The organism is Ramlibacter sp. (assembly GCF_041916345.1).
In the GTDB taxonomy this organism is placed as follows: domain Bacteria; phylum Pseudomonadota; class Gammaproteobacteria; order Burkholderiales; family Burkholderiaceae_C; genus Ramlibacter.
Window position 1 is genome coordinate 1 of the sequence record NZ_JAYRZR010000097.1, and the last position, 14,823, is coordinate 14,823.

Genomic DNA, 14,823 nt, shown 5'->3' on the forward strand with positions numbered 1-14,823 from the left:
TACCTTCATGCTCGCACTTCAGGGCGCCACCGGCATTGACAAGCCTCAACCGGGGTGGGCGGCAGATCCGCCGAAGTCGATTGACTTTCATTTAATGTTTCCACTATGATGGAATTATGCAAGAGATCGACGCCGTCGCCAAGCTCGCCGCCCTGGCCCAGCCCATGCGGCTGCGCGTGTTCCGTGAGCTCGTCACGGCCGGCGCCGCGGGCCTCACGCCCGGCGTGCTGGCCGAGCGGCTCGCGGTACCGGCGGCCACGCTCTCGTTCCACCTCAAGGAGCTGCTGCACGCCGGCCTCGCCACGCAGGAGCGGGCCAGCCGCCACCTCATCTACCGCGCCGACTTCACGCAGATGAACGACCTGCTCGGCTTCCTCACCGAGAACTGCTGCCAGGGCGAAAGCTGCGGCGTCAGCGCCGCGCCCTGCAAGCCGGCGCGCCCTGCCGCGGCACGCCCGGCGGCTTCATCCACCCACCGCACCCGCGTCGCGACGCCGCGCCGCTGAAAGGCCCCTCCCATGTCGAAACCCCTCAACGTCCTCTTTCTCTGTACCCACAACTCGGCCCGCAGCATCCTGGCCGAGGCGGTGCTCAATGCCGTCGGCAAGGGGCGCTTCCGCGGCTTCTCCGCCGGCAGCAGCCCGCGCGAGAACCAGCAACCCAACCCGATGGCATTGCGCGTGCTGAAGGAGGCAGGCATCGCCACCGAGGGCCTCAGCAGCAAGAGCTGGGATGTGTTCGCGCAGCCCGACGCACCGCGCATGGACCTGATCATCACCGTCTGCGACAACGCCGCTGGGGAGATGTGCCCGATCTGGCCGGGGCATCCGGCCACGGCGCATTGGGGCTATGCCGATCCCTCCGAGGTGCAGGGCGACGAGGAGGCGCGCCACCGGGCCTTCCGTGCCACGCTGCATGCCATCAAGCGCCGGCTGGACATCCTGGTGAACCTCCCGCAGGACCGCCTGCAGGCCCTGGCGCTGCAGCAGACCGCACGTGAGCTGGCCCTTCAGGCCTAGCCCGTGACGCGCGAGCGCATCGCTGCGAGCCGGGCCCGCCCGCTGGCCGCGGAGTTCATCGGCACCGCCATGTTGCTGTGCGCCGTCATCGGCTCCGGCATCATGGCCGAGCGCCTGAGCGCGGGAAACACGGGCGTGGCCCTGCTCGCCAACACCCTGGCCACGGTGTTCGCGCTCTATGTGCTGATCGAGACGCTGGGCCCTGTGAGCGGCGCACACTTCAACCCGGTGGTCACGCTGGTCATGGCCTGGCGCGGCGAGATGGGTGCATCGCCCTGGCCGCTGGCCATGGCGTTCATCGTCGCGCAGCTCACCGGCGCGGTCGTCGGCGCGTGGCTCGCCAACGCGATGTTCGATTTGCCGGTCGGGCAGGTCAGCACCAAGCTGCGCACCGGGCCCGGGCAATGGCTGGCCGAGGCGGTGGCGGCGGGCGGCCTGCTCTTCACCATCCTGCGCGCGCCCGCCGGCAAGGCCAGCGCGCTGGTCGCGGCCTACATCGGCGCGGCCTACTGGTTCACCGCCAGCACCTCGTTCGCCAACCCCGCGGCCGTGATGGGGCGGATGGCCAGCGACACCTTCGCCGGCATCGCGCCAGCCAGCGCCGCGGCCTTCGTGGTGGCGCAACTCGTAGGTGGGGCCGCCGGCGCCTGGCTCGCGGTCCGGCTGCAGAATGCCCCCTCATGACGACGGTGCCAATTCCTGAAGCCCTGGCCGCCCTGCGCGGCGAGGCCGTCTCCATCGAGGCCCTGAACGCCGGCTGCTTCTGCGTGAGCCTGGACGACGACGCGCTCGCGCGGGCCCTGCAAGACGAGTTCGGTTCCCGTGACATCGTCGATCTGGTGCGCGAGCGCTGCCCGTATCTCTTCTCCGCGCGCCCGGTGTTCGTGTCGCACGCGCACATGGACCGTATCGCGCGCGTGATCAAGGCCATCGAGGCCGTGACCGCCCTGCCCGCCTACCGCGAACAGGTGCTGGCCCGCGCGCCCGCGATCGCCCGCCACACGCCCGGCGCACGCGGCGCGTTCTTCGGCTACGACTTCCATGTGGCGGAAGACGCGTTCGGCCTGATCGAGGTGAACACCAATGCAGGCGGCGCGATGCTGAACGCGGTGCTCGGCCGCGCGCACCGGGCCTGCTGCCTGCCGGTGGAGCGGCTGGGGCCCACGGTGGCGGGCGCCGAGGCTTTCGAGCGTGCGATGGTGGACATGTTCCACGCCGAGTGGCGAAGGAGCCAGCGCGATCGCGCGCTGCGCACCATCGCCATCGTGGACGAATCCCCGCGCGAGCAGTACCTGTACCCGGAGTTCCTGCTGTTCCAGCGCCTGTTCGAGCGCGACGGCCTGCAGGCCTTCATCGCTGATCCAGGTGAGCTGACGCATCGCGGCGATGGCCTGTACCTGGGCGAGACCCGCATCGACCTGGTCTACAACCGGCTGACGGATTTCTACCTCGACGCCCCAGCCTCCGCCGCGATCCGCGAGGCCTATCTGGCCGACCAGGTGGTGCTCACGCCGCATCCGCAGGCCCACGCCCTGTTCGCGGACAAGCGCAACCTGACGATCCTGAGCGATGCGCAGCAGCTCACGGCACTGGGCGTGCTCGAGGCCACGCAGCGCGATCTGCTGGCCGGCATCCCGCGCACGGTGGAGGTGGAGGCCTCACAAGCGGATGCGCTGTGGGCCGAGCGCAAGCACCTGTTCTTCAAGCCCTTCGCCGGCTATGGCAGCCGCGCGGCCTATCGCGGCGACAAGATCACCCAGCGGGTCTGGCAGGAGATCACACGCGGCGGCTACGTGGCGCAGGAGCTGGTGACGCCAGGTGAGCGCGCCGTGGGCGCAGGCGGCGACAAGCCCTTGAAGTTCGACCTGCGCGCCTACGTGTATCACGGCCTCGTGCAGTGGACGGCGGCGCGCGTGTATCAGGGCCAGACGACGAACTTCCGCACGCCGGGGGGTGGGTTCGCGCCGGTGTATGAGGGGCCGGTGTAGGGGAAGAGACAGCAGATCCCTCGGCCGTCACCCCCCGATCCGCACCACCGTCCGGCCCTTGATGCGGCCGGCCACGAAATCGTCGAACACGGGTGCGAGGTCGTCGAAGGCGACGGTTCTCGTCATGCTGTGCAGCGTGGACGGCTTGAGATCGGTCGCCAGGCGATCCCAGACGCGCTGACGGGTCGGGAAACCCATGTAGCCCGAGTCCACGCCCAGGAGGCTCACGCCGCGCAGGATGAAGGGGAACACGGTGGCGTGCAGCTCCACGCTGCCGGCATTGCCGATGCTGGCCACGGTGCCGGCCTGCTTCATCGTCGCCAGCATCCAGTGCAGCACGCGACCGCCCACGTTGTCCACCGCGCCGGCCCACTGCGCGGCCTCCATGGGCCGCACCCTGTCCAGGTCGACCTGCGAAGCCGGCAGGATGCGGCTGGCGCCGAGCGAGCGCAGGTACGCCTCTTCCTCCGCCTTGCGGGTGAACGCGACGACTTCATAGCCCAGGCTCGCGAGCATGCTCGTGGCCAGGCTGCCGACGCCGCCGGTCGCGCCCGAGACCACCACCGGGCCGTTGGCCGGCGCCAGACCGTTGTCTTCCATGCGCAGGATGGCCAGGCCGGCCGTGAAGCCCGCGGTGCCCAGCGCCATGGCCTCGAAGGGTGACAGCCCGTCCGGCAGGCGCACGGCCCAGGCCGCGGGCACGCGCGCCTCCTGCGCATAGCCGCCGTGATGTGACACACCGATATCGAAGCTGGTGGCGATCACGATCTCGCCCGCACGGAAACGCTCGTCGGCGCTGTCGATCACCTCGCCCACCATGTCGATGCCGCCCACGCAGGGGAAGCGGCGGATGATCTTGCCGGTGCCGGTGGCCGCCAGCGCGTCCTTGTAGTTCACGCTGGAGTACAGGACGCGCAGCGTGAGTTCGCCCGCGTCCAGCTCCTCCCGCGCCAGGGTGCCCCAGGCGCCGAACGACTTGCCGCTGGCGTCCTTGTGAATCAGGTAGGCCTTCATGGTGAGCGTGTGAAGGGTTGATGGATCCCGTAGGCTCAGGGCTCGGACCGCGTCGACAGCACGACCTTGCCCACGACCTGCCGGCTCGCAATCGCCGTGAGCGCATCGACCGCGCGGGACATCGGCATCACGCGCGTGACGACGGGCCGCGTGCGGCCCTCGGCGCACCACGCCAGCAGCTGGGCGAGGTTGCCGCACGCCTCGGGCCAGAAGCGATCGCGCCAGACGTCGTAGCGGATGCCCATGACGTCGTAGCCCTTCACCAGCGGGTGATTCATCTTCAGCTCGGGAATGCGCCCTTGCGCGAAGCCGACGACCAGATACCGGCCGCCCCATCCGATGGCGCGGACGGCCTCGTCGAAGACATGACCGCCCACGGGATCGAAGACGACCTGGATGCCGCCCGGCCCCGCCGCCTGCAGGGCCTGCTGGCGCCAGTCGGCCTGCGTGTAGTCGATCGTGTGCGACGCGCCGTGCTGCGCGGCGAGTTCCCGCTTCGCCGGCGTGCTGGCACCGGCGATCACGCGCGCGCCCATCGCCACGGCGACCTGCACCGCCGCCAGCCCCACGCCGCCCGCGGCACCCAGGACCAGCACGCACTCACCCGGCGCCAGCCGCGCGCGCTGCTTCAGCGCGTACAGCACGGTGCCGTAGGCCGCGGGCAGCGCGGCAGCCTCCATCAGCGACACCGGCTCGGGTACCGGCAGCACGCGCTCCGCGCGCAGCACGACGAACTCGGCGTAGCCGCCGGCGCGATCATCGGGCACGGCCATCACGCGTTGACCGACCTGCAGATCGCTCACCCCCGCACCGAGCGCGGACACCACGCCGCCCACCTCGGCGCCGGGCGTCCACGGCAGCGGCACCTTGACCTGGTGCCGGCCCTGGACCTTCAAGGTGTCGGCGAAGTTCAGCCCCGCCGCATGCACCTCGACCTGCACTTCCCCGTCAGCCGGCTCGGGCCGGTCCACGTCGGCCCAGCGCAGGGCTTCGACGGGCGCGTACGCGTCACAGACGATGGCTTTCATGACGATGGATCAGTCGCGGGCAACGGCCTGCTGCTCGATGAGGGTGTCGACGAACGCCCGCGCGCACAAGGGCAGCGCGTCGAGATCCCGGTAGATGATGTGCCGCTCGCGGATCGACCAGGCGTCGCTGAGTCGCACCACCGTGAGCGGCATGCCGGCGCGGATGTAGCGGTTGGCGCAGCTTTCCGGCAGCACGCCTACGCCGACGCCGGCCGCGATCATGCCGCACATGGTTTCGTAGCTGCTCATGAGCACGCGGGTCGTCAGCTTGCGGTTGAGCGCGCTGGCCCGTTCGACGATGTAGCTCTGCAGCGTGCTGTCGCGGAACCCGACGTGCGGGAGGCTGGTGGCCTCCTCGAAGGGAATCGTGGCCTGGCCATCGAGCGCATGCCCCGTGGGCACCACCAGCACCAGGCGGTCCGTGCTGAACATGCGGCTCTGCAGGTCCCCGCTGTCGAACGGGCTGGGTACGGACAGAACGCCCACATCCGCGGCGCTGTCGCTCACCCCGCGCACCACCTCGCGCGTGTTGCGCTCCTGGATGTCCACCGTGACGTTCGGGCGGTCCTTCATGAATACGCCCAGCGCCGCCGGCAGGAACTCCGTGATCGGGGTGGTGTTCGCGAAGATCCGGAAGTGGCCCTGCGTGTCGCTCGACAGCGAGAGGAAGTCGTTGCGCACGTGCTCCACCTGGCGCAGGATGGCCCGCGCATGGCGCAGAAGCATGTCGCCGGCGTGGGTGAGCACCAGGCCCCGGCTGTCGCGGTAGAACAGGCGGGCATTGAGCTGCCCTTCCAGCGCCTTCAGCCGGCTGCTGGCCGCCGCGGGGGACAGCGCGGCCGCGCTCGCGCCGCGCGTGAGGTTCTTGAACTCCGCGAGGCAGACGAACAGGCGCAGATCAGCAAGGTCGAAGTGCACGGCGATCATGGTCTGCAAAGCAGACCGAAGCGACTCATTGTATCGACTGCACAATAAGGCTTGCGATCTACAATGCAGACCATGGTGACGTTCACACGCAACCAGGTGATCGCCGCCGCGGCCGGCACGCTGGAAGTCCTGGAGGCGCTCAGCCGCGGTGACGCGCCCATGACGCTGGCGGAACTGGTGGTTGCCACGGGCCGGCCCAAGGGCACGGTGCATCGCATGGCCTCCACCCTGGTCAACACGGGCTTCGCGACCTACACGCGAGAGACCGGCCGCTACGCGCTGACGCTCAAGGCCTGGCGCATCGGTTCCGTCGCCCTGCGCGACTTCGACCTGGTGGAACTGGCCCGCCCCGTCATGGACAAGCTGCGCGCCGAGACGGGGGAGACGGTGCATCTGTCCGTGCTCGAACCTTCGGGCGAGATCGTGTACGTGGCGAAGGTGGTCAGCCCGAAGTCCATCGGCGTGCAGACCCGGCTGGGGCAGCTCAGCCCCTCGTGGTGCACGGCCACCGGCCGGTCGATCCTGGCCCACCGCGCGGACATGGTGGAACAGGTGCTGCGCGGCCCGCTGGAGCGCCGCACGCCGCAAACCGTCGTCGACCCGCAGGCGATCCGGCGCCTGCTGGAGCAGGTGCGCCGCGACGGCCACGCCATTGCCCGCGGCGAGAACCACCCCGACATGGGCGGCGTGGCGGCACCCATCTGGGACCACACCGGCCAGGTGATCGCCTCGGTGGGCGTGGCCATTCCGATCTACCGCATGGGTGCGGACGTGGTGCGCGGCATCGTCGCCCGGGTTCGGCAGGCGGCCGATGCCATCTCGCACCAGCTGGGGCACATGCCCCCGTGAAGGCCTCACCTCAGTCCAGCTTCGCGCCCGAGATCCGGATGCGCTCGCGCTGCGCCGGGCGGTCCGCCGCCAGGTAGCTGGCGGATTCCGCGACGTTCAGCCCCATGGCCTCCAGGCCCTGCGGCTCCATGGACTTCTCCTGGAACTCCTTTTCCTGCAGCACGGCCCGGGCCGTCGTCGCCAGCAGGTTCACCACCTCGCGCGGCGTGCCCGCGGGCGCCGACAGCATCATCACGTACTCGGCGCCGATCTCCTGCAGGCCGAGCTCCTTGAAGGTCGGCACGTTCGGGATGCTCTTGATGCGGGCGCCAGCGCCCACGCCGACGATGCGCAACTTGCCCGCGGCGTGATGCGGCAGTGCATTCGAGAAGCCGGTGAACCCCGCGTCGATGCGGCCGGCGAGCAGATCCTGCAGCAGCGGCGGCGAGCCCTTGTAGGGCACATGCACCCAGCCGAAGGCGGCCTTGGTCGCCAGCATCGCGGCGGGCAGGTGCGTGACGCCGCCGATGCCGGCGGAGCCGAACTTCACCTCGTCGCCCGCCTTGCGCGCCTTGGCGTTCTCCATGAAGCCTGCGAACGTCTCGGCCGGGAACTGCGGGTGGATCGCCAGGGCCACCGGCACCCGCACCAGGACGCTGATCGGCTGCAGTTCCGTGTCCGGGTTGTAGGGCAGGGACTTGTAGAGGAACTGCGCCTGCGTGACCGGCGCCTCGGTCGAGAACAGAAGCGTGTAGCCGTCCGCCTTGGCCTTGGCCACCTGCGCGGCCGCCAGCGTCTCGCTGGCGCCGGGCTTGTTCTCCACCAGCAGCGGCTGGTTCAGCCTCTCCGAGATCCGCTTGCCGATGTTGCGCGCGAATGCGTCCACGCCTCCGCCGGCCGTGTAGCCCACCACGAGCGTGATGGGCCGGCTGGGATAGGTCTGCGCGCTGGCGACGCTCGCGAGGCCTGCGCAGAGGGCGGCCACCAGCAGTGATCGTCTGTTCATCGTTGTCTCCTTCGGCGTTGTGTGATGGATGGCGCGCGGCTCAGCGCGGAGCGGTGGACCCCACTTCCACGACGACCCGTCCGACGGACGACACGTTGAAGAAGCTGTCCATGGTCTTGTCGAGATCGGTGAAAGGGATGGGCCGCGCGATGCGATCCAGGTGCCGCGGCTTCAAGTCGGTGGCCATGCGCTGCCAGAGGCGCCGGCGCTCCGGCATCTTCAGCTGGCGCGAGACGTTGATGCCCAGGATGTCGATGGAGCGCAGCACGAGCGGCAGCACGGTCGTGGTCAGCTCCACGCCCACCATGCCCGCGACGGCGACCTTGCCGTGCGGCATGAGGTTGGCGGCCAGGCGGTCGAGCATGGCGCCGCCCACGTTGTCGAGGGCGCCTGCGAACGGCGGGGAACTCACCAGCGGCGACTTGTCCTGCATGAACGCCTCACGCGAGAGCACGCGCGACGCGCCGATCGACTTCAGGAAGTCGGTCTGTTCCGCCTTGCCGGAGATCGCCACCACCTCGTAGCCGCGGGTGGCGAGCATGTCCACCGCGAGGCTGCCCACGCCGCCGCTGGCACCGGTCACGGCCACCGGCCCGTCGCCCGGCTTCAGGCCGGCGCGCTCGAAGCGGTCCACCGCCAGGGCGGCCGTCAGGCCCGAGGTGCCGAGGCCCATGGCCTCGTACAGCGAGAGACCGTCCGGCAGCGGCACCACCCACTCGGCCGGCACGCGGGCGTAGTCGGCATAGGCGCCGTCGTGGAAGGTGCCCAGCTGGTAGTTGGTGACCACCACCGAGTCGCCTTCACGAAAGCGCTCATCCTCCGAGCGGATGACCACCCCGGAGAGGTCCACGCCCGTCACGCAGGGGCGGTCCGTGCGCACGTTCTTGCCGACGCCGCGCGCGGCCATGGCGTCCTTGTAGGTGATCGCCGAGAAGGCCGTCCGGATGACCACGGGTCCGGGGTCGATGTCATCCAGGGTCAGTTGCTCGAACCGGCATTGCGGCTTGCCGTCGACAGTGTGGACGCGGAAGGCCTTGAACGTTTCCATGAAGGGGCTTGGAGTGAGGGTCGGAGGGGGTGCGGGCTTTCGCCCTGGTGCACGAATTCTTCGGCCCCTTCCACCGGGTGGGAATCTGAATGATTGGAAAGCGGCGTTCACCTGCACGGAACGCGCTGGCGCCGCGGCATCGCCGCGCGGCACCGCGCCGCCTTTGGCGATGCGGGCTTGCACGACACGAGCGTCTTCCTCAAGGTCTGCATTGCAGACTGATGGCGTGATCGGCCACGGGCTCACGCGCACGAACCCTTTGACCCAGCCGGATTCGCTTGGCTACGATTCGGCATCGCATGCCCGGTTCCAGCCGTCTGCATTGCAGACCTAATCGACCCAGCCGGCATTCGCGCCTGCTTCCGACCATCCCGCGCCAGGAGACCGACTTGGATTTCGCCCTCACCGAAGACCAGCAGATGATGGTCGACGCCGCCCGCAAGCTCAACGAGAAATTCGTGCAGCCGCTGCTGGACGCGCACGACAAGACCCGGGGCTTGCCGAAGGACGCCGTGCTGAGCGTGCTGCGGCGCGCGGCCGACCTGGGCCTGACCGGGGCACGCATCCCGGAGGAAGGGGGCGGCGCCGGGCTGAAGATGCTGGACTACGGGCTGATCGTCGAGCAGCTGCCGCCCAGCATCATGCTCATGGTGCAGCCGCATGAGGCCACGACCACGCGCATCTACTTCGGCGGCAGCGCGGAGCAGCGCGAACGCTTCGTGCCGCGCCTGATGGCCGGCGAGATCGTGGGCGCCACCGGCAGCACCGAGCCCGACCATGGCTCCGATCCGCGCGGCATCAAGACCACCGCCACGCCCGACGGCGCGGGCCACCTGCGCCTGAAGGGCCGCAAGCAGTGGATCTCGAACGCGCCCGTGTGCGACCTCATCTACGTCACCTGCCGCATCCCCGACGGCAGCGGCGGCTTCACGATGGGGCGCATCCTGGTGGACCGCAGCGAGACACCTTTCGAGACGCGCGAGCTGGCAATGCACGGCCTGTGTCAGGCCCCGCTGGGCGAGGTGCTGTTCGAAGACTGCCGCGTTCCGGAACGCAACCTGTGCCCGGAGAGCGCGGACACCGCACGGCTGCTGACGATCACCTGGCTGGCCAACCGCCCCGCCGTCGGCCTGATGGCCGTGGGCCTGGCGCAGCGTGCCCTCGACATGGCCCGGGACTATGCGGGTCTGCGCAAGCAGTTCGGCAAGCCGATCGGCGCCTTCCAGGCGATCCAGAATGACCTGGCGGACATGGAAACACTGATCGTCACGGCCCGCCTGGCCTGCTACCACGCGCTCGCGGCCATCGACCGCGGGGAGCGCGCGAACGGCCTGTCCGCCCTGGCGAAGCGCTACGCGGTGGACGCCAGCGACAAGGCGATCGCCCTGGCCATGCGCATCCACGGCGCCATGGGCCTGAGCCGCGAGCTGGGCCTGGAACAACTCGCCCGCGACGTGCGCTCGCTCACCATTCCGGACGGCACGCCTGGCATCCTGGCCCTGATCCAGGGCCGCGAACTCACAGGGATTGATCCTTTCCGCTGAGGCGCGCGTCGCGCCGGCCCGGCTAGGCCGCACCCATGGCCCGGATCGCGGTGCCCACGAGCGTGAGACCGGTCGCGCACAGCAGGATGCCGGTGAGGGCGACCACGCGCCGGCGGGACAGCCGCGTCCCCCATCGCGCCGCGACGCGGGTGGCAACGAAGGCCACCGGCAAAGCCACCGCGCAGAGCAGCAGGGACCGCTGCGACAGCTGGCCGGTGGCCGACACCATCACCAGCCGGGACGCGTTGTTCACGATGAAGACCAGCACCAGGCAGCGGCGGATGAAGGCGGGATCGAGCGGCTGCCGCAGCATGTGATAGACCATGGGCGGCCCCGACGTGGCGAACAGGCCGCCGAGCAGGCCGGAGAGCCAGCCGTACCCCGCGTAGGCGGCCGGCGGCGAGGGCTGCGCGCGGACCTTGCCGGCGAACACCAGGTTCGCCGCGCTCGCGACCACCACCACGCCAAGCATCAGCCGCATCCACTGCGACGAGCCCGCGTTCAGCCACTGCTGAAGCACGAGCCCGGAGGCCACCCCCACGACGCTGGCGATGATCGCGGGCCGCACCTGGCGCCACGGCAGGGGTTTGCGGTCACCCCAGAAGAAAGCCAGCGAGTTCACCAGCGCCAGCACCATCGAGGCGTTGGTCGCATCGGCAAGAGGCACCAGCCGGAACAGCTCCACCAGGCCCAGCAGCACCAGCCCGAAGGCGAAGGTCGTCAGGCTCTGGAGGACGCTGGCAATGGCGACGCAGAGGACGAAAGCAGCGAGCTGCTCGGGCTGCATCGCGGCAGCCCGCTCAGGAAGCTGCCGCTCGCGCCACCTCCTTCTGCGCCAGCTCGGCGTAGCCCGTTCGCGTCTGCGGCAGCTTCATCCCCAGCACGGCGCTGGCCACCTGCGTGCGAAGGATCTGGGCGGTGCCGCCGGCGATGGTGAACATCCGCGCGTCGCGCACATGCCGCTCCATTGGCAGGTTGCGGCCGTAGCCGGAAGAGCCAAACATCTGCAGCGCGTCACTGGTCACCTTGAACGCCATTTCGGCGGTGAAGATCTTGGCCTGCGCCGCCTTGTCCATGTCGGGGAACTCGCCGCCGCTGAGCGCGGCGCGGTGAAGCAGCAGGCGCGCTGCCTCGATCTGGATCGACATGTCAGCCAGCATCCATTGCAGGCCCTGGAACTCGGCCAGCGGCCGGCCGAACTGCTCGCGCGACTTCACGCGCGCCACGGCTTCCTCGAAGGCACCCTGCGCGATGCCCAGGGCCACGGTGCCAGCGCCCACGCGCTGCGCGTTGTACGCCGTCATGAGCGAGGCGAAGCCGCGGCGCAGCCCCTCGGGTGGCATCAGCAGCATCGAACGGTGCACCACCAGATCGCGGAAGTGCAGGTGCGTCTCGGGAATCGCGCGCACACCCATGGCGTAGATGCGCTCACCCACCTCGAAGCCGTCGGGCTTCGAGCCGTCGCGCACGACGATGAACCCGCCGATGCCCTGCTCGACCCCGTCGTCGAAGACGCGCGCGAAGACGAGGTGCAGCTTCGACACGCCGCCACCGGTGATCCAGTACTTCTCGCCGTTGAGCACGTAGTGGTCGCCGCGACGGTCCGCGCGGGTCGTCATCGAAGTGGCCGCGCTGCCGGTCTCGGGCTCGGTGATGCACAGCGCCGGCTTGTCACCGGCCTTCAGCAGGTCGGCGGCCAGGCCGAACTGCTGCGGCGTGCCGTACTTGCGGATCGCGCCCACGCAGCCCATGGTCGCATCCACCGTGATGCGGCCCATGGCCGCGCAGGCCTTCGCGATCTCCTCGATCACGAGCACCGCCTCGAAGTACCTGAGACCCATGCCGCCCATCTCCCTGGGCAGCGTCATCGTCATGAAGCCGGCGTCGCGCAGGCGGGCCACGCTCTCCCACGGATACGCCTCCGACTGGTCGATCTCCGCGGCCCGGGGCGCGAAGTGCGTCTGCGCGAGCTCGCGGGCGCGCTGCTGGAGCGCGACCTGTTCAGGGGAGAGCTTGAACATGGGGATGCCTCGGGATGTCTGTGCGCCGGCGCTCAGGAGACGACGATCTTGGCCGCCGCGATGACGCGGCTGAACTTCTCGCCTTCGGACTTGATCCACTCGCGGCTGCGCTCCATCGTCATGGTCGGATCGACGATGTTGCCCATCTGCTCGAACTTCGAGCGGATGGTGGCATCCTGCATGGGCCGGCGCACGGCTGCGGCCAGGCGCGTCTTCACGTCCTCCGGCAGGCCGGCCGGGCCGACCAGGGCCGTCCAGGCCACGCACTCATAGTTCGGCACAAATTCGGCGACCGTCGGCACGTCGCGCAGGCCCTCGATGGACTGCAGCCGGGCGGAGGTGCCGGTGGCCAGGGCACGCAGGCGGCCGGAGCGGATCTGCCCGATGCAGGCCGGCAGGCTGGCGAACATGAAGTCGAACTGGCCGCCGATCAGGTCCTGCATGGCCGGGGCGTCGCCCTTGTAGGGCACATGCTCGATGTTCACGCCCGCCATCATCTTCAGCAGCTCGGTGGCGATGTGGTTGGTGACGCCGTTGCCGCCGGATCCGTAGTTGAGGCGCCGGGCACGGACGGCCTTCATGAGGTCGTCGAAGGTCTTGTATTCCGATTCCGCGCGCACGACCACCAGCATGGGGACCACGCCGGTCTGCATGATGGTGTCGAAATCGGTGACCGGGTTGTAGCCGGGGTTCTTGTACAGGTACGGCGCGATGCCGAGGTTGCCGCTGCCGCCCCACATCAGGGTGTAGCCATCGGCGGGCGCCCCCTTCAGCTGCTGCGCCGAGAGCATGCTGCCGGCGCCGGGGCGGTTCTCCACGACGAAGCTCTGTTTCAGGTCCTTGCTGAGCTCGTCGGAGAAGGTTCTCGCGATGATGTCGGTGGCCTGACCCGCCGGAAAGCCGACCAGCACCTTCACCGGCCGGGCCGGCCAGGCCTGCGCCCGGGCCAGGCTCGGCATCACCGCGAGCGCGGCGGCCCCCAGCATCAGGTGGCGGCGATGGATGGACAAGGTCATTCAGGTCTCCTGCGATGGGGTTGGACGTTCTGGCACGCCGGCGCAGTTTAGGGAGGCGCCCGGCGGCGGGGAATTCAAGATTTCGGAAAGCAGCGTTCACCCGCGCGAAACGCGCCGCGCGGCGGCGCCCGTTCGAAGCAGCCGAATGACACGTTCCAGGAATGCGGATTCAGATCCCGCCCGAGCGGGACGAGAATTCCCAGCCATCCCCCTGCCAGCAGAGCCGCGCCGCATGAATGCCTCGAACCCCTCCCCCCAGCAGCCGCCGAGCGGCCCGCTAGTCGGCTACCGCGTCCTCGAGCTCGGGTCGACGGCCGCCGGGCCCTTCTGCGCCCGGCTCCTGGCCGACTTCGGCGCCGAGGTCATCAAGGTCGAGGCGCAGGAGGGCGACACCATCCGGGAGCTGGGCCAGACCGTCAACGGCAAGTCGCTCTACGCCGCCTCCATCTGCCGGAACAAGCGCATCATTTCGCTGAACCTGCGCACGGAGAAGGGCCGCAACCTGCTGAAGCAGCTCATCCCCGGCTTCGACATCATCGTGGAGAACTTCCGCCCGGGCACGCTGGAGAAGTGGGGCCTGTCTTACGACGCCCTGAAGCAGCTGCGGCCCGGGCTGATCCTCACCCGGGTGAGCGGCTACGGCCAGACCGGGCCGTACAGCGCGCGGCCGGGCTACGGCGTGATCGGCGAGGCCATGAGCGGCCTGCGCCACCTGATCGGCGATGCCGACCGCCCGCCCTCACGCGTGGCGATGCCGCTCACCGATTACATCACGGGGCTCTACGCGGCGATGGGCACGGTGATGGCCGTGCTCTCGCGCGAGCGCACCGGCGAAGGCCAGTGCGTCGACGTCAGCCTGCTCGAATCCGCCTTCAGCTTCATGGAGGCCCATGTGCCTGCCTACGAGAAGACGGGCAAGATCGGCATGCGGGCCGGGCCGCGCCTGCCCAACAGCGCCCCGAACACCCTGTTTCCCACCCGGGACGGCACCCACATCCATATCGCCGCGCTGGCCGACGCCGTGTTCCGGCGGCTGGCCACGGCCATGGGCCAGCCCGAGCTGGGCACCGACCCCCGGTTCGCGCAGCAGGCCGCGCGCAACCAGAACGAGGCCGAGATCGAGGCCCTGGTCACCGAGTGGACGCTTGCCCACACGGTGGCGGAACTGAAGGCCAAGCTCGACGCGGCGGAGGTGCCCGCCACCACGATCTACACCGTGGCCGACATCTTCGACGACCCGCACTTCAAGGCGCGCGACATGCTGGTGCCCACGCCCGACGACGACCTCGGCCAGGTCACGCTCGCCGGCATCGTGCCCAAGATGTCCGGCACGCCGGGGCGCATCCGCTGGTCCGGCCACCGCCTGGGCCAGGACACGCGGGAA

General features: G+C 69.7%; 15 protein-coding genes. 7 read left to right on the plus strand and 8 right to left on the minus strand.

What is annotated here, in order from left to right:
- The first annotated feature begins 116 nt into the window (after window positions 1–116).
- From ACE3T5_RS18395 to ACE3T5_RS18410, 4 genes are read left to right on the plus strand one after another with little or no spacing between them, the layout of a single operon-like run.
- Window positions 117–506 (plus strand): ArsR/SmtB family transcription factor, encoded by a 390-nt coding sequence (locus ACE3T5_RS18395; protein ID WP_374669560.1) that lies wholly within the window; start codon window positions 117–119, stop codon window positions 504–506.
- Window positions 507–518: 12 nt separating this feature from the next.
- Window positions 519–1,019: an arsenate reductase ArsC gene (locus ACE3T5_RS18400; RefSeq protein WP_374669561.1), complete on the plus strand. Its 501-nt coding sequence runs from the start codon at window positions 519–521 to the stop codon at window positions 1,017–1,019.
- A gap of 3 nt (window positions 1,020–1,022) precedes the next feature.
- A complete protein-coding gene (locus tag ACE3T5_RS18405) occupies window positions 1,023–1,703 on the plus strand; it encodes an aquaporin (protein WP_374669562.1) in 681 nt (226 codons plus the stop codon).
- A complete protein-coding gene (locus ACE3T5_RS18410; RefSeq protein WP_374669563.1) occupies window positions 1,700–3,007 on the plus strand; it encodes a hypothetical protein in 1,308 nt (435 codons plus the stop codon). The genes ACE3T5_RS18405 and ACE3T5_RS18410 overlap by 4 nt, the downstream gene beginning before the upstream one ends.
- 27 nt (window positions 3,008–3,034) lie before the next feature.
- On the opposite strand, the gene ACE3T5_RS18415 is transcribed toward ACE3T5_RS18410, so the two are convergent.
- Genes ACE3T5_RS18415 through ACE3T5_RS18425 form a run of 3 tightly spaced genes read right to left on the minus strand, consistent with a single transcriptional unit; the run spans window position 3,035 to window position 5,967 of the window.
- Entirely contained in the window at window positions 3,035–4,021 is a 987-nt protein-coding gene (locus tag ACE3T5_RS18415) for an oxidoreductase (RefSeq protein ID WP_374669564.1), read from the minus strand.
- A 35-nt stretch (window positions 4,022–4,056) separates the two neighbouring features.
- Window positions 4,057–5,049: an NADPH:quinone oxidoreductase family protein gene (locus ACE3T5_RS18420; RefSeq protein ID WP_374669565.1), complete on the minus strand. Its 993-nt coding sequence runs from the start codon at window positions 5,047–5,049 to the stop codon at window positions 4,057–4,059.
- Window positions 5,050–5,058: 9 nt separating this feature from the next.
- The gene (locus tag ACE3T5_RS18425) at window positions 5,059–5,967 is read right to left on the minus strand and encodes a LysR substrate-binding domain-containing protein (protein ID WP_374669566.1); all 909 of its coding nucleotides are present in this window, start codon (window positions 5,965–5,967) and stop codon (window positions 5,059–5,061) included.
- A gap of 81 nt (window positions 5,968–6,048) precedes the next feature.
- Between ACE3T5_RS18425 and ACE3T5_RS18430 the strand changes: the two genes are divergently transcribed.
- Window positions 6,049–6,825, plus strand: a complete 777-nt coding sequence (locus tag ACE3T5_RS18430) for an IclR family transcriptional regulator (protein WP_374669567.1) — start codon at window positions 6,049–6,051, stop codon at window positions 6,823–6,825.
- 10 nt (window positions 6,826–6,835) lie between these two features.
- On the opposite strand, the gene ACE3T5_RS18435 is transcribed toward ACE3T5_RS18430, so the two are convergent.
- A complete protein-coding gene (locus ACE3T5_RS18435; RefSeq protein ID WP_374669568.1) occupies window positions 6,836–7,810 on the minus strand; it encodes a Bug family tripartite tricarboxylate transporter substrate binding protein in 975 nt (324 codons plus the stop codon).
- 40 nt (window positions 7,811–7,850) lie between these two features.
- Window positions 7,851–8,858: an acryloyl-CoA reductase gene (locus ACE3T5_RS18440; RefSeq protein WP_374669569.1), complete on the minus strand. Its 1,008-nt coding sequence runs from the start codon at window positions 8,856–8,858 to the stop codon at window positions 7,851–7,853.
- A gap of 389 nt (window positions 8,859–9,247) precedes the next feature.
- On the opposite strand from ACE3T5_RS18440, the gene ACE3T5_RS18445 reads away from it, so the two are divergent.
- Complete coding sequence (locus tag ACE3T5_RS18445) at window positions 9,248–10,402, plus strand: acyl-CoA dehydrogenase family protein (RefSeq protein WP_374669570.1); 1,155 nt, start codon at window positions 9,248–9,250, stop codon at window positions 10,400–10,402.
- 22 nt (window positions 10,403–10,424) lie between these two features.
- Here the strand turns inward: ACE3T5_RS18445 and ACE3T5_RS18450 are convergent, their stop codons facing one another.
- The 3 genes from ACE3T5_RS18450 to ACE3T5_RS18460 are packed head-to-tail and all read right to left on the minus strand — an operon-like array spanning window position 10,425 to window position 13,439.
- Window positions 10,425–11,189 (minus strand): TSUP family transporter, encoded by a 765-nt coding sequence (locus tag ACE3T5_RS18450; protein ID WP_374669571.1) that lies wholly within the window; start codon window positions 11,187–11,189, stop codon window positions 10,425–10,427.
- 13 nt (window positions 11,190–11,202) lie between these two features.
- On the minus strand, window positions 11,203–12,423 hold the full coding sequence (gene acdA, locus ACE3T5_RS18455; protein ID WP_374669572.1) for a 3-sulfinopropanoyl-CoA desulfinase: 1,221 nt from the start codon (window positions 12,421–12,423) through the stop codon (window positions 11,203–11,205).
- A 32-nt stretch (window positions 12,424–12,455) separates the two neighbouring features.
- A complete protein-coding gene (locus tag ACE3T5_RS18460) occupies window positions 12,456–13,439 on the minus strand; it encodes a Bug family tripartite tricarboxylate transporter substrate binding protein (RefSeq protein ID WP_374669573.1) in 984 nt (327 codons plus the stop codon).
- A 232-nt stretch (window positions 13,440–13,671) separates the two neighbouring features.
- On the opposite strand from ACE3T5_RS18460, the gene ACE3T5_RS18465 reads away from it, so the two are divergent.
- Window positions 13,672–14,823 (plus strand): CaiB/BaiF CoA transferase family protein (locus ACE3T5_RS18465; protein WP_374669574.1); only part of this gene is annotated, 1,152 nt, incomplete at its 3' end.

Bases quoted from the DNA above. Each gene is read 5' to 3' on its own strand.
- ACE3T5_RS18395 (WP_374669560.1), top strand. From the start codon at position 117: ATGCAAGAGATCGACGCCGTCGCCAAGCTCGCCGCCCTGGCCCAGCCC.
- ACE3T5_RS18400 (WP_374669561.1), top strand. From the start codon at position 519: ATGTCGAAACCCCTCAACGTCCTCTTTCTCTGTACCCACAACTCGGCC.
- ACE3T5_RS18410 (WP_374669563.1), top strand. From the start codon at position 1,700: ATGACGACGGTGCCAATTCCTGAAGCCCTGGCCGCCCTGCGCGGCGAG.
- ACE3T5_RS18415 (WP_374669564.1), bottom strand. From the start codon at position 4,021: ATGAAGGCCTACCTGATTCACAAGGACGCCAGCGGCAAGTCGTTCGGC.
- ACE3T5_RS18420 (WP_374669565.1), bottom strand. From the start codon at position 5,049: ATGAAAGCCATCGTCTGTGACGCGTACGCGCCCGTCGAAGCCCTGCGC.
- ACE3T5_RS18430 (WP_374669567.1), top strand. From the start codon at position 6,049: ATGGTGACGTTCACACGCAACCAGGTGATCGCCGCCGCGGCCGGCACG.
- ACE3T5_RS18435 (WP_374669568.1), bottom strand. From the start codon at position 7,810: ATGAACAGACGATCACTGCTGGTGGCCGCCCTCTGCGCAGGCCTCGCG.
- ACE3T5_RS18440 (WP_374669569.1), bottom strand. From the start codon at position 8,858: ATGGAAACGTTCAAGGCCTTCCGCGTCCACACTGTCGACGGCAAGCCG.
- ACE3T5_RS18450 (WP_374669571.1), bottom strand. From the start codon at position 11,189: ATGCAGCCCGAGCAGCTCGCTGCTTTCGTCCTCTGCGTCGCCATTGCC.
- acdA (WP_374669572.1), bottom strand. From the start codon at position 12,423: ATGTTCAAGCTCTCCCCTGAACAGGTCGCGCTCCAGCAGCGCGCCCGC.
- ACE3T5_RS18460 (WP_374669573.1), bottom strand. From the start codon at position 13,439: ATGACCTTGTCCATCCATCGCCGCCACCTGATGCTGGGGGCCGCCGCG.